Origin of the sequence: Microcoleus sp. POL10_C6 (assembly GCF_036701585.1) — a bacterium.
Classification (GTDB): Bacteria; Cyanobacteriota; Cyanobacteriia; order Cyanobacteriales; family Microcoleaceae; genus Microcoleus.
Genome location: NZ_JAUBRB010000021.1, coordinates 15,271 through 28,054 on the forward strand (window position 1 = coordinate 15,271; position 12,784 = coordinate 28,054).

General features: G+C 47.9%; 12 protein-coding genes. 7 read left to right on the forward strand and 5 right to left on the reverse strand.

From position 1 onward, the window contains the following. Nucleotides 1-64 precede the first annotated feature (64 nt). The 4 genes from QUA34_RS13970 to QUA34_RS13985 form a co-directional block, all read right to left on the reverse strand. A complete protein-coding gene (locus tag QUA34_RS13970) occupies nt 65-685 on the reverse strand; it encodes a DUF6391 domain-containing protein (protein WP_333329768.1) in 621 nt (206 codons plus the stop codon). Between the two features lie 177 nt (nt 686-862). Next, nucleotides 863-1,576: an MORN motif-containing protein gene (locus tag QUA34_RS13975; RefSeq protein ID WP_333329766.1), complete on the reverse strand. Its 714-nt coding sequence runs from the start codon at nt 1,574-1,576 to the stop codon at nt 863-865. A gap of 105 nt (nt 1,577-1,681) precedes the next feature. After that, nucleotides 1,682-2,434 (reverse strand): MORN motif-containing protein, encoded by a 753-nt coding sequence (locus QUA34_RS13980; protein WP_333329763.1) that lies wholly within the window; start codon nt 2,432-2,434, stop codon nt 1,682-1,684. A 183-nt stretch (nt 2,435-2,617) separates the two neighbouring features. After that, nucleotides 2,618-4,030, reverse strand: coding sequence for a hypothetical protein (locus QUA34_RS13985; RefSeq protein WP_333329761.1), 1,413 nt, complete (start codon nt 4,028-4,030; stop codon nt 2,618-2,620). Nucleotides 4,031-4,261: 231 nt separating this feature from the next. Between QUA34_RS13985 and QUA34_RS13990 the strand changes: the two genes are divergently transcribed. From QUA34_RS13990 to QUA34_RS14010, 5 genes are all read left to right on the forward strand, one after another. Further along, nucleotides 4,262-4,933, forward strand: coding sequence for a retropepsin-like aspartic protease (locus tag QUA34_RS13990; RefSeq protein WP_333329755.1), 672 nt, complete (start codon nt 4,262-4,264; stop codon nt 4,931-4,933). Nucleotides 4,934-5,362: 429 nt separating this feature from the next. Beyond that, nucleotides 5,363-6,961 (forward strand): 2,3-bisphosphoglycerate-independent phosphoglycerate mutase, encoded by a 1,599-nt coding sequence (gene gpmI / locus QUA34_RS13995; protein ID WP_333387432.1) that lies wholly within the window; start codon nt 5,363-5,365, stop codon nt 6,959-6,961. Between the two features lie 337 nt (nt 6,962-7,298). Next, on the forward strand, nt 7,299-7,538 hold the full coding sequence (gene secG, locus QUA34_RS14000) for a preprotein translocase subunit SecG (protein ID WP_333057626.1): 240 nt from the start codon (nt 7,299-7,301) through the stop codon (nt 7,536-7,538). A 91-nt stretch (nt 7,539-7,629) separates the two neighbouring features. Next, a complete protein-coding gene (locus tag QUA34_RS14005) occupies nt 7,630-8,376 on the forward strand; it encodes a peptidase (protein WP_333387434.1) in 747 nt (248 codons plus the stop codon). Between the two features lie 74 nt (nt 8,377-8,450). Continuing rightward, nucleotides 8,451-8,885 (forward strand): NUDIX domain-containing protein, encoded by a 435-nt coding sequence (locus QUA34_RS14010; RefSeq protein WP_333387437.1) that lies wholly within the window; start codon nt 8,451-8,453, stop codon nt 8,883-8,885. A gap of 290 nt (nt 8,886-9,175) precedes the next feature. On the opposite strand, the gene QUA34_RS14015 is transcribed toward QUA34_RS14010, so the two are convergent. Then, a complete protein-coding gene (locus QUA34_RS14015) occupies nt 9,176-9,688 on the reverse strand; it encodes a rhodanese-like domain-containing protein (protein ID WP_333387440.1) in 513 nt (170 codons plus the stop codon). 379 nt (nt 9,689-10,067) lie between these two features. On the opposite strand from QUA34_RS14015, the gene QUA34_RS14020 reads away from it, so the two are divergent. Both QUA34_RS14020 and QUA34_RS14025 read left to right on the forward strand, forming a co-directional pair. Next, nucleotides 10,068-10,790, forward strand: a complete 723-nt coding sequence (locus tag QUA34_RS14020) for a hypothetical protein (protein WP_333387443.1) — start codon at nt 10,068-10,070, stop codon at nt 10,788-10,790. A 48-nt stretch (nt 10,791-10,838) separates the two neighbouring features. Beyond that, nucleotides 10,839-12,767: a P-loop NTPase fold protein gene (locus QUA34_RS14025; RefSeq protein ID WP_333387446.1), complete on the forward strand. Its 1,929-nt coding sequence runs from the start codon at nt 10,839-10,841 to the stop codon at nt 12,765-12,767. The last annotated feature ends 17 nt before the right edge of the window (nt 12,768-12,784 follow it).

The window sequence follows — 12,784 nt, forward strand, 5'->3', positions numbered from 1 at the left end:
AGGCAGATAAACACAGATTAACGCAGATGAGCTAGATCTATCGATCGGGCTTGATACTGTGCAACTATTCAACCCAACGCACCCGCACAAAATGAGCTTCGCGTCCCCAGAAGTCGTGACTTACAGTAATATCAACAACACTCAAATTAAACGGAATAGCAGTGGTGACGTATCGCTGAGCCAGAGCTCCCACATCAGGGGCTAACTGAGCCGCCGCCGCCGCCGCTGCACCCAAACCTAAAAGTTGCAGAATGGGCCCGCGAGGCAGGGCTAAATTGATGCCAACAGCAAGTCCTGCCGTTAGCAGCATTGCCACCGACAAATTCGTGCCACAGCGGGGATGTACAGCTAAATCCCACTCTCCGCTGGCAATCCGCTGCAAAGCCTCGCGCACTGCCTGACGCAACTGTGCAATGTTAACGTGGCCATAAAGATAAAACCCTTGGTCTGTGGACATCCCGCCCAATAACTCATTATCGGTTCTTGCTGTGGTCGCACCAAACGATTGGCCCAGTACCCAAACAGTAGCGTGTTCCAAAGCATGAACTTGGCGCAAAGTCAAGACTTCCTTCAAACCGGGCACAAAATTGAGTTGTCGCAACAAATCAGCATCTTGAGTGCGCTGCGGGGCAAAGTCGAAGGGAAACTGGCCGGTGCGGCCGGAAGCAGAAGCAGTAGTTGTCATATCAAAACGCCTCCATTAACTCCATTAAGTGGATATTTAACATTAGCAATTCGGTTGAGAAAAAGCCGGTCATAAATTATCAATAGTTTTGACTTTAAAACCTAGCAATGGCAGGTTTTGTGCAAAAATTATTAGCCCTCAACCTGCCCTTACTAATAGATCGCACTTATTCCCAGTTTATTGCTCTTGCCGCTGGCCGTCGCGGAATACTCCCGGAATTCGCCGGCCTCTGGTATCGATAATTGTGCCTTTACCGTGAGGCAATCCCTTGCGTAACTCTCCCTCATAGCGGATACCGTTGGAGAACGAACAGTTACCCCTGCCATCAAGTTCTTGAGTATAGAACTGTCCCGAACACCGACTGCCGTCAGCGCGGGTGAACGCTCCTGTACCTAAAGGCTTGCCTCCTAAAAATTGACCCACAAAGCGATCGCCATTAGCAAAAATGAATTGGCCTTGTCCCGTGGGCACGCCTACTTTTTGATCAAGAGAAAACGACCCCACATACCGATCGCCATTAGTAAAAATAGCTGTGCCGGAACTAACTTTGCCATCTCGGAATATGCCCTCGACGCGGGCGTCGTCCTTAAATATAAATTGTCCTCGACCATTTGGTTTGCCCAGACGGAACTGCCCCTCATAGCGATCGCCGTTGGAATATATGTATACCCCAGTGCCACTGGGCAAACCGTTAACGAACTGTCCGATGTAGCTATCACCGCTGTCATAATCGCACCTAACTCTACCTGTAGCGATAGCTGGCACGCACCGGCCGGTTCTAGCTTCTGTTCCTTGCGCCATTGAGGGCAAAGGATAAGTCGCGTAACTACCAATTCCCAACACTGATGCAACTAATAAAGCGATTCCACTGGTCCAAGAACGGGAAATCATCAATCAACTTGCTCCTATGCGCTGTTAGATATTATCTTCTTCTGTCCTTTGTCTTTTATCCCATTTGTTGTCAAAAGTTAGCTGAAAACCTCAATCATTTATCCTTTACGAAACTCCGGGCTTGCCATTGCGAAATACCCCCGGAAAGCGCCTACCGCTAGCATCGATCATCGTCCCGACACCGTGAGGCACTCCCTTTCGCAATTCTCCTTCATAGCGCGTCCCGTTGGGGAAAGTGCAGGTGACAGTAGCATCAAGTTCTTGATTAAAAAACCTGCCAGAACAGCGAGTGCCGTCTTTGCGTACTAATACCCCTGGGCCAAAGGGGGAACCTGCAAAGAATTGTCCTTCATAGCGATCGCCATTAGTATAAAAAAATTGACCCCGCCCTGCTGGTTGGCTGCTAATAACTTTAGTCTGAAGGTTCTGGACGACTCCGAAGTCTCCCACGTAGCGCTCACCGTTGGGGAAAACCACCGTCCCAGATCTCATCGTGCCGTCTTGGAACACGCCTATGTAGCGGCCATCATCTTTAAAAATGAATGTCCCTCTACCATTGGGCACTCCCCTCCGAAATTGTCCTTCGTAGCGATCGCCATTAGCGTAGACGTAAACTCCGCTGCCGTCGGGGAGGCCGTTAACGAAGTTTCCCTCGTAGTTATCGCCTGTCTCGTAATTGCATTTCACTCTTCCCGTAGGAAGGCTGCCTTGGCAGAAGGGAGAGCGTTTTTCTTCTTCTGGTTTTGGATCAGGTGTTGCTTGAGCCATTGATGGCTGGGGATTGAAGAGATTAGTAGCGCTGCCGATAGAAGAAGCAACTAATATCACCATCCCTAATTTTTGAATTGAACCGAGCATGATCAATCTCCTTTAACTTCAATTACTAATAGGGATTTTCTAGAAGCTAATACTCGCTGAAAAGTCGTCTATTTTTTAATCCCTGTACTAATTTTACCTTCAGGTTTGAGATCTGCCCTAAATGCAAAAAGGCAAAAATTAGAGTTTTTGCCTTTAGCATTTTTCCTGCTTTACTGTCAATTTTCAGCGTCGCGTTGAGCTATTCGGATTTGGGAGACGGCTAATAACTGCATTGGCTGGTTGTGGTTGGCGACTGGCGGGTTTTTCGCCCACACCTTTGGCTACCTCAACGCCGTTTTCCTCCAGAATCACGATCGGATCTGCTCCTTGCTTGAGATCGACCCGCTTCACCAACACTTGCCCGTTAGACAGCCGCTGCCCGACTTTGACATATCGGCTGGTTGGTTCATTCGGTACTTTGACAATCACTTGCGTCTCGTTCCCGACTTTTACCACGCCACTGACTTCAGTGCCTGTAGCGAGGTCAGTAGAAGGCGGTGGCGGAACTACTGGGATGACGGGAGGAGGCGGGGGATTTGGGTCTACCCACTGGGGGGGGCGCTTGTCTACTGGCAGTTCCGGCAGATCCGGCACTCCTATGGGTCTCGCTGCTATTGGCTGGGGCGGGCGCGGGGGTGCTGGAGGGCGACGCTGCGGATTCCGCGCATCTTGGGGTCTACTTGCTATTGGCCCAGTAGTTCCAGGGGGACGGGTGCCAGGACCTCTTCTTACCCTGGCATTGGGGTCTCTCCATTGGGGGGGGCGCTTGTCTACTGGCAGTTCCGGCAGATCCGGCACTCCTATGGGTCTCGCTGCAATGGGTTCGAGTCCAGGGGGGGATGTACGATTACGACCTAACTGAGGAGCATCTAGCCCCGGAACTATGGGCGGCAAGCCAATTTGTCCCCCGGTGCTGCCTCCGGGTAAGGAACCATTTCTGCCACCGCCACCGCCACCTAACCGAGGAGCAGTTGGCCCTGGAACTATGGGACGCGAGTCAATTTGCGCCCCATCACCTTCGGGAAGTAAATTTCCCGATCCATCTCGTAGTTGCTGAGTGCGTCCTCGACGATCCGTGCGTGACATGGGGATAACCGTCTGATTAGGCCTGTTAAGTGGGGGGGGAGCCAATAACTCGGGAAGTTCGGGTAGCACGGCAACTTGTCGCTGTGGCAGTTTGGGGAGTTCTGAGGTAGTCCCACCCGCTCCGTTGGCTCCTGGAGGGATTTGTAATACGATCGGCGGCAGCGGCCCAAAGGGGTCTAACTGAGAAGGATTGGCTGTCACAGGGCCTTGGGGCACGGGCTGAAGCGGAAGCGTTGGATTCCTGTCCTTGTTGTCGCCGATATTTGTTTGAGCCTGTCTGGCCCGTTCGTCTGGGTTGGTTGATCGAATTAACCCTGGAGGCTGGGCGGCTACTACTGGGGACGGGAAAGCCTGAGCTGCTGGGGTGGGGCTGGCAGAGGCGGTCGGAGATGGAGAGGCTGCACTGGGGCTGGGGCTGGGGCTGGCTGTGTTGCTGGCCTCGTCGCCACCGCATCCTCCGATCGAGAAAGCTAGTAGTCCTATAGTCGCAAAATATAAAAGTTTGTGCATTGCCGATCGCCCCCAAATGCTTAATTTCAAGATATCCAACAAGGCTATGCAATTACAGCCTGTTGCCGTTTATTAGTTTATCTGTGTTTCGATGTTATGTGATCGCTTGAAAATTGCCAAGTTTTCCTGATGATCTGATCGGACTCTTCGGCCGCTGGGTTTTCTGGAGCAAGTTAGGATATCAATGGCGGTCGTTGTGGGAAATATTGAATCAATCAAGGTATTTAGATCATGGCAAAAGTCATTCTCAAGCGGATTTGGCGATCGAGCTTGGTTTGTGCGAGCGTTTTGGTTGGTCTGGGATCGGTGGGGGGTGGCGAGGTGCATTCTGATTCACATCAGCCAGAAACTCAGGTGATGACATTGGTTTCCGATGTGAGTTCCCAGCAGCACGCGCGGCGGAGCTATCCCGAAGGGAATCGGACTATAACGGGATCGGGATTGACAACTGGCCCATTGTACTCTCAGTTTTGGAACCCATCCAATCCTGGTGCCAAACCGCGAGCAATTCAACCGGCGAAGCCACCGGGGAATCCACAGGTATTTCAAGCTAAAATCAAGCGTCGCGCTGGCGGGACGCCGGTGATTGATGTGGTATTTAACGGCAACAAGACTTTTGAGATGATTCTCGATACCGGGGCCAGCGGCACTTTGATTTCTCAGCGGATGGCTACTGCACTGGGAGTGAGGCCGGTGCGTACCATCAGAGCGGGGATCGCTGACGGTAGCGTTGTCGAGTTCCCGATCGGTCTAGTGCGATCGATCCGGGTTGGGGGTGCTGTGATCCAAAATGTCGAAGTGGCGATCGCCAAACAAATGCCAATAGGTCTGCTCGGTCACGATTTCTTTGGCAATTACGATGTCAAAATTAAAAAAGATGTTGTAGAATTTTATGTTCGCTGAAAGTGAGCGGAGTCGGAAACCGATTTTTGCTCAACTCGTGTCCTATAAAGTTATTCGCAGCCCGGTCAAGGCTTTTAAATTTATTTTTTGAAGCAGTAGCAAAATGCAACCAAGTGTGGTATGGTTTCTAGTGTTTCAACAGCCACCGACGGTTAAACTATCCGTGAAATCCGGCCACAAAAGCACGGCTGCTGTTGGTGAGATCGGTAACAGTCTGCGACAACGATTCACAGTACAAGCCAAGGCAATCAATTAAACAATTCGCCAAGCCGGTCGAAATAAGTTCCCAAAATGCTGTGGCTGAGGGAATTTTGGTTGGCATTGTTCAGCCGGAGCTTAGAAAATATGTAAACTGATTAGCGGCAGATGTTCCGCAAAATCGGCAATCATGACGATCGAGAAATTAATTATTGTAAATAAGGTATTCACATGGCACAAGCGTCTGTATCTCCTGTAGTGCTGATTATTCTAGACGGCTGGGGTTATCGTGAAGAAAAAGAGGGAAATGCGATCGCCGCTGCGAAAACACCCGTGATGGACAGTCTCTGGGCTGCTTATCCCAGAACTCTGATTAAAACATCGGGTCGGGCGGTAGGGCTGCCTGACGGGCAAATGGGTAACTCAGAGGTTGGTCACTTGAATCTGGGCGCAGGCCGCGTCGTTCCTCAAGAGTTGGTGCGGATATCGGATGCCGTGGAAGATGGTTCTTTGCTCAACAATCAAGCGCTGGTTAGGCTTTGCGAGAAAGTCCGGGCCACGGGCGGCAAGTTGCACCTGACTGGTCTTTGTTCTGAAGGTGGGGTTCATTCCCATCTCAGTCATATTAAGGGTTTGCTGCAATTAGCAAAGGCACAGGGTATTTCTGATGTCTGCATTCACGCGATTACAGACGGTCGTGATACTACTCCGAAAGAGGGTGTCGAAGCTTTAGGCAAGATTGAAAGTTATATCGCAGAGGTCGGGGTCGGTCGGATTGCGACCATCAGCGGCCGCTACTACGCGATGGACAGGGACAAGCGCTGGGATCGGGTGCAGCGCGCTTACGAGGTGATGACGACTGAGGGTGCTCCTGACGGTCGATCGGCTGTTGATGTCTTGCAGGCCTTCTATGCTGAAGGAGTGACCGACGAGTTTGCAGTTCCGACTCGGATTTCGCGCGGGGCGGTGGCATCCGGGGATGGGGTAATTTTCTTTAATTTTCGCCCGGACAGGGCTAGAGAATTGACTCAGGCTTTTGTATCTCCCGATTTTAAGGGGTTTGAACGGCAGTTAATTGAGCCGCTGGCGTTTGCGACTTTTACTCAGTACGACCCGAAACTGTCGGTAATGGTGGCTTTTGAACCGCAGAATTTGAACAATATTCTGGGCGAGGTGATTTCTAAGCACGGTTTGCAGCAGTTGCGGACGGCGGAAACTGAAAAGTACGCTCATGTGACTTATTTTTTTAATGGGGGTCTGGAAGAGCCTTTTATCGGGGAACACCGGGAGTTGGTGCAGAGCCCGATGGTGGGGACTTACGATGAGGCGCCCCAGATGTCGGCGGACTTGGTGACGGATGGGGTGGTGACGGCTTTGGAAAGAGGCATCTATTCGTTTATGGTGATTAACTACGCTAACCCGGATATGGTTGGTCATACGGGGATGATGGATGCGACGATAGTTGCGATCGAAACTGTGGATAAATGTTTGGGGCGGCTGGTGAGCGCCATTAGTAAAGCTGGGGGAACGGCAATTATTATTGCTGACCACGGAAATGCTGAGCAGATGTTTGACGAGGACGGGAATCCCTGGACGGCTCACACTACTAACCCCGTGCCGTTTATTCTGGTAGAGGGTGAAGGTCGGAAGATTCCGGGTCACGGAACGGATGTTCCTCTGAGGGCGGACGGTTGTTTGGCGGATATTGCACCGACGATTCTGGAGCTGTTGAGGTTGCCTCAGCCCCCGGAGATGACGGGACGCTCTATGATTCGATCGCCTGAGTTTGAAGTTCGTGCCAATCGCACTCCGGTGCGAGTCCGATTGTAGTAGGGCTGGGCGAAATCTCGCTAAAGGTGGGGACACGGCCTCGTGTCCATTGTTGTCTATTTAAGGTATAACCCATAGTCCGACAGGGGTTGAAACCCCTGCCTCATAGCGAAAGTCCTCTCAAGAGGACTGAGAAGAAAAATTTTTAAACTCATGAGTCCTCATAGCGAGGACTTTAGCTATTAGACAGGGAATTCATTCCCTGGCGGACTGGCGGACTAACAGCTTAATTTGACAACAATGGGTACTGCCGTGCCCCTAAGCGAGTTTGCGGGCGATCGACCAAATTTGATATCATAATAAATTACCGATTACTAATTACCAATTCCCCCCGATTATGAATATTGTTGCTGTGTTACAAGTTATCTGGTCTTTGTCTGCTTTAGGACTTGTGATTTTTGTGTTGCTGCACAGTCCTAAAGGCGATGGTATTGGCGGGATTGGCGGACAAGCTCAATTGTTTACCAGCGCCAAGAGTGCAGAAACAAGTCTGAACCGGATTACTTGGGGTCTGTCTATTGTTTTTATGGGTTTGACTGTGATTTTGAGTGCTGGTTGGTTGGCGCCTAAGTTATAAGATTTGGATTTTTAACCGCAGATGAACGCAGATAGACGCAGATAATATCAAGTTCATCTGCGTTTATTTTCGTCTATTTTCGGTTGCAAAAATGCGGTTGTGGAAAGTTACGGTAAAATCTCGATTGCTGGCTGGCTTGGGATTGGCTGTATGTTGTTTTAGCCTGATAATTTTTACTCAGGTTAATACTCCGGCTGCAAGTCTTTCTTCTCTCCCGAATAGTTTGCCGAATCCACAGCTTCACCCTTTGCCACCAACGCTAGCGAATTGGCAAGATTCCACGGATAGCGGTGATTATTTTGACCAGGTTAAGCCACCGAATTTCGGTCATTTGTTGTGGTCGAAGTTTCCAATTCAGGTTTATGTTGAGCGTCCTGTTGATGCTAATAAGTCTGGAGAATGGGTGGCGACTGTGTTGGATGTGGTGCGGGAATGGGGGGTTTATTTGCCTTTGGAAGTGGTGGATAGTTCGGAGGGGGCTGATATTAGGATTTTACGTCGGGCTCCGCCTTTGCGTCAAGGGATTTTGCGATCGCGCTCTGGAGAGGCTACCTATGAATTGTACGCCCGTCGGGATGGGGATAAAACTGTGTTATCTCATCGGTTTTCGGTTTATTTGAATCCGAATCAAGTGGGTAAGTATATTCCGGCGACGGCGCGGCACGAGTTGGGTCACGCTTTGGGAATTTGGGGCCACAGTTTGATGGAAACTGATGTGCTTTATTTTTCTCAGGTGAGAAATCCTCCGCCTATTTCAGCGAGGGATGTTAATACTTTGAAGCGGGTTTATGCACAGCAGACTCGCTTGGGGTGGGAATTTCAGAGACTCAGCGATTGAAATCGCATCTACACAAATTAAGTTCGCTTACGCGGACTAACAAAACCTAATAGTTAATAGGAAACATCAGGAAAATGAAAGATGAATGTTTTGGGATTGTGCCGATTTTTGGAAAGGAAGCTGATGCTTTGTTTTTGTTGATTCAACATCAAGCGGGACATTGGGCGTTTCCCAAAGGTCACGCGAATCCGGGGGAATCTCCAGCGGAAACGGCTAGGCGGGAATTTGAGGAGGAAACTGGTATATCGGATTTTGAAATGCTGGATGAGCCGAGTTTTACGGAACACTATTCTTTTGTTAAGGATGGGGAGCCGATTGAAAAGACTGTGACTTATTTTTTAGGTTTTGTCAATTCGATGGAAGTTGTTTTGCAAGAGGAGGAAGTTCAAAATTCTGCTTGGCTTGCTTTTGAGGAAGCGGTTAAACGGATTACTTTTGATGCAAATCGCCAAATGTTTGGGGAAGTTAAGGCATATTTGGATGGCAGGAAGTTAAGAGTCGGCGGTTGAAACCAAGGCTATACAAAGGAAGTCACTCTGTAAGAGACTAAGAAAATTGAGGCAGGATTTGGTATAAGTCAATATGGTTCAGTTAAGCCCGATCCCCTTCTTAAGGGGGGGACAAGAAGTTACTCAAAGTCCCCCTTCTTAAGGGGAATTTAGGGGGATCTCCGGGGAATAAACAGTTTTAACCCAAGCGTATTGGGGTATAAGTTCTGATAGAAAAACCCGGTAACTTTTGCGATACCGGGTTTATTAAGTGTCAGATTTTATGGGCGACTCCTGCCGCCAATCTGAGGTTATTTGTGGATTTTCTGAGCTTCGGCGTGGTGTTGCAAGCGAGAGAAAACGTTGTAGGCGTCGGGGCCGGGAGTATCGTGTTCGGCAGCGCCGTCGATGGGGCCGTCAATGGCTTTCCAAGCAGGAATTCCGCCTTTTAGTTCGGCTACTTTTCTAAAGCCTGCTGCGCGGAGAAGATTGGCAGCTTCGGCGGTTTGTTCGTCGTTTTCGCCGTAGATGTAGATGTCGCGGATGGGTTCTAAACTCGATTGTGCTCTAGCGACTAATTCGTCCATTGGCATCATTACGGCGCCGGTAATGTGGCTTTTGGTGAAGCTTTCAAAGTCACGGGCATCGATGATTGTGAGTCCGGGTTCGCCCCAGTCTAAACGGGCTTTGAGGTCGTGGCTAGATGCTTGAGCTTTTAAACCGGGAGGGGTGGGAGTAACGTCGGGAAGTTTTTCTTTGATGTTGGAAATTTGGTCGGGAATAGTTTTCATGGGTAAAATGTTGTTCAATGTTTTGATTGCCATTGCAATGTAACAAGAGGTTTAGGTTGAATTCGTCTTTCTAAAGGCTGAATCTGGCATTGAACTAAAGTCGCAGTTAAGCTGATTTGCTGGTTGTTAGCTGCGGTTGGGATCGCTACATTTGTTGAGGTTGCTAGAGTGTAGCGGGCTGTGCTAAAAATTGTTTCGATCGCATTTGGTGCAGAGAATTTGAACTGCGATCGCTCGTTTGATTCGCTATTTTATCAAAAGAACACATTTTAGTCAATTCCAATTATTTTTAAATGAAATTTGCATAAGTTGTGGGTAGCCTCCGGCGGAATTTTTCGGAAAAGTTTAAATGTTTCCCAGCAAGGTTTCTGGTAAGATTTGATAGTAAGAACAAGTATTTAAAGGTATAGATATGTCTGAGAAAGATGAAATTGCGGTGCCTAAATCTTTGACACCTGAAGAGCAAGCGCTTTGGGATGCGAAGGCTAAAGTTCGGGTACTGCTGAATTTGTGGGATTTGAGCGGCGGGAAGATGAAGGTGAAAAAGGGGGAGTTGACTAAGCGGATTGTGCGGACTAATGAGACGAGTCAGAGATATGTGGAAGTGCTCGGCGAGTTGCAGGCAAGTGGGGCGATCGAGTATTCGCTGGTAAATCGGGTGACGCTGGTGGAATTGACGGCGAAAGGGAAAGAAGTTTTAGCGCAGGGGCTCAAAAGTAAGGATTCTTTGTTTGAGTTTGATGGTTCTCAAATTGGTACTCGGCTGGGAAATTCTTTGTTGAAGTGGATTCGCCATCAGGATGGTGCGGCAAGTGTTGCGGTTGAGAAAGGGAAGGGGGATGTAGGGACGATCGCATCCTATGAAGATTTTAAGGCTGTGGCGATCGATGTGTATGACAGCTTGAACCGGGATTATAACTTAGACGATTTAGTGCCGATTTATCGGATGCGTCGGGCGATCGGGGAAATGGTAGGGCGATCGGAGTTCAATGAGTGGCTGTTGGAAATGCAGGCTAATGACATTTTTCAGCTTATAGGTGGTGAAATGACAGACATCACGCCCGATAAAGCTGAAGATTCCATCAAAACTGCACTTGGTGCACTCCGTTACTATGTCAAACGGCTAAATCCTTAAAATTGGTCTAAATCCCTTTGTAAATTCGTTAACCTCACACAAAAAACCATGACTAATTCTTCTTTTTCTTCCATTGAAGACCTGAACGTGGCTCTTTTAAATCAAAATCCATTTGCTAAACCTCCTTTTCTCAATGCTGGTGATGTTTGGGGCCAGGAATTCTTCGATGTTGAGACAATAAATGCCCACGCCTCTGATGCTGTATTTCAGGCACTCGCTCAAATTCGTGCTGGTCACTACAAGACAAGTTCCATCGCTATAACTGCTCAGGATGGAACAGGCAAAACTCACATTATTAGCCGCATTCGCCATCGCCTACAGGAGCATGGCGGGGGCTTGTTTGTCTACGCTAATAAATATGGTAATATCAATCAAATTAAGCAAGGATTTCAGCGAATATTGGCTGAGAGCCTCGGAAAGATTGGTAGAGATGGGGTGAGACAGTGGCAAGAACTAGCAACGGCAATGGCTAACAATGCTTTAAAGGTTTCCAAACCCAATGCTAAAGTTTATTCTCCTCAAGAATTATTGGAAAAATTTAAGGCAGGCACGCCCCAGCAACTAAAGAAGTGGGTTAAGGATCTAACAAAAGCATTTCTGCAAGCGAAAAGTGTTAACGATCCTGATATTGTCAAGGCAATTTTTTGGACACTCTCCGACGAGCAATCACTTTATGCAATCAAATGGTTAGAGGGGCAAGAACTTGCTAAATACAAAGCCGATGAGTTGGAACTACCAACTCAATGCCAATCTTTTGAGGCGGTTTTGCAAATCTTAGATTTGATTAGTGAGTACAAGGAACTGGTCATTTGCTTTGATGAGTTAGACACGCCTGATGCCTACGACGATATTAGTGGCTTACACATCAGTCAGATTGTTGCAGGACTAATCAAAGATTTGTTCCAAAATCTAAACCGGGGTTTGATACTGAGTGTAATGATGCCTCCTCAATGGAGCAATAAAATAAAGCAGCTACCTGGTGGAGTGTTCACTAAGGTTTCGGTTCAGGGAAATCCGATTGACTTGAAATACATGGATTCAGAATCAATTATTAACTTAGTTAGCTTTTGGTTAGACAAATATTATGAACGGCAAAACTTAATTCCTCATGAGCCAATTTATCCATTCACTCAAATTCAACTTAGCGAGCTTGGCAAAGGAAAACCCACTGCTAGAGAGGTTTTGAAGTGGTGTAAAGAAAATTGTAATCCTCCTATTTTTACGGGTGAAGGCACTAAAAATCCAGAGATTTCTAATCCCGTTGAACTTGCTTTTGTCAAAGAGCTAGAGGAAGACATAGGAATTTATTTAGAAGATAATTATCTGCTTGCTGATGCTATTTTATTTGGCTTTCAGAGTTTGATTGGTCAGACGGTGGAAAGGGTAACAGTTCAGGAAGCCACAGATAAAGTTAAGAAACGTGGAGGCAAGGATGATTACATCAATTTCAAAGTAATTGGCAAAGACAACGGAAAAGATGTAATCATTGGAGTAGCAGTGCTTCAGTATGCTGGTGGAAAAGGGTTAGGCTCGGGTTTAAAAAGGTTAAATGATTACCAAACTTTTAATTTAACTCGCGGTTGTTTGGTTCGTTCCCAGAGCAAAAAGATTACTTCATACATGGAGCAAAAGTATCTTGTACCGCTCATTAAACAACAAGGTGGAGAATATGTCCCACTGAAAGAAGATGAAATCAAACCGCTGTTAGCTATTCGGGCTGTTTATCAGAAGCGCGAAGTAGATTATGGGGTTAGTGAGGAGCAGATTTTCAATTTTATTGCAGAAAAAGGTGCTGAGAAAATGCTAGGGGCTAGCAACCCCTTGCTTAGAGAGATTCTGAGCGATCCGTCCTATGAGGTTCCTACCGATCTGATTGAAGATGAACCCGTAGCTGTAGCGGAGTCTATTATGGATGACTTATCGGAGTCAGAAGAATTAGATAAGTCCTGCGATAATTTACTGAGCGAGTTTAATTAAGGCTTCCTAAACTATCA

Bases quoted from the DNA above. Each gene is read 5' to 3' on its own strand.
- gpmI (WP_333387432.1), top strand. From the start codon at position 5,363: ATGGCACAAGCGTCTGTATCTCCTGTAGTGCTGATTATTCTAGACGGC.
- QUA34_RS14015 (WP_333387440.1), bottom strand. From the start codon at position 9,688: ATGGCAATCAAAACATTGAACAACATTTTACCCATGAAAACTATTCCC.
- secG (WP_333057626.1), top strand. From the start codon at position 7,299: ATGAATATTGTTGCTGTGTTACAAGTTATCTGGTCTTTGTCTGCTTTA.
- QUA34_RS13985 (WP_333329761.1), bottom strand. From the start codon at position 4,030: ATGCACAAACTTTTATATTTTGCGACTATAGGACTACTAGCTTTCTCG.
- QUA34_RS14010 (WP_333387437.1), top strand. From the start codon at position 8,451: ATGAAAGATGAATGTTTTGGGATTGTGCCGATTTTTGGAAAGGAAGCT.
- QUA34_RS14020 (WP_333387443.1), top strand. From the start codon at position 10,068: ATGTCTGAGAAAGATGAAATTGCGGTGCCTAAATCTTTGACACCTGAA.
- QUA34_RS13975 (WP_333329766.1), bottom strand. From the start codon at position 1,576: ATGATTTCCCGTTCTTGGACCAGTGGAATCGCTTTATTAGTTGCATCA.
- QUA34_RS14025 (WP_333387446.1), top strand. From the start codon at position 10,839: ATGACTAATTCTTCTTTTTCTTCCATTGAAGACCTGAACGTGGCTCTT.
- QUA34_RS13970 (WP_333329768.1), bottom strand. From the start codon at position 685: ATGACAACTACTGCTTCTGCTTCCGGCCGCACCGGCCAGTTTCCCTTC.
- QUA34_RS14005 (WP_333387434.1), top strand. From the start codon at position 7,630: ATGCGGTTGTGGAAAGTTACGGTAAAATCTCGATTGCTGGCTGGCTTG.
- QUA34_RS13990 (WP_333329755.1), top strand. From the start codon at position 4,262: ATGGCAAAAGTCATTCTCAAGCGGATTTGGCGATCGAGCTTGGTTTGT.
- QUA34_RS13980 (WP_333329763.1), bottom strand. From the start codon at position 2,434: ATGCTCGGTTCAATTCAAAAATTAGGGATGGTGATATTAGTTGCTTCT.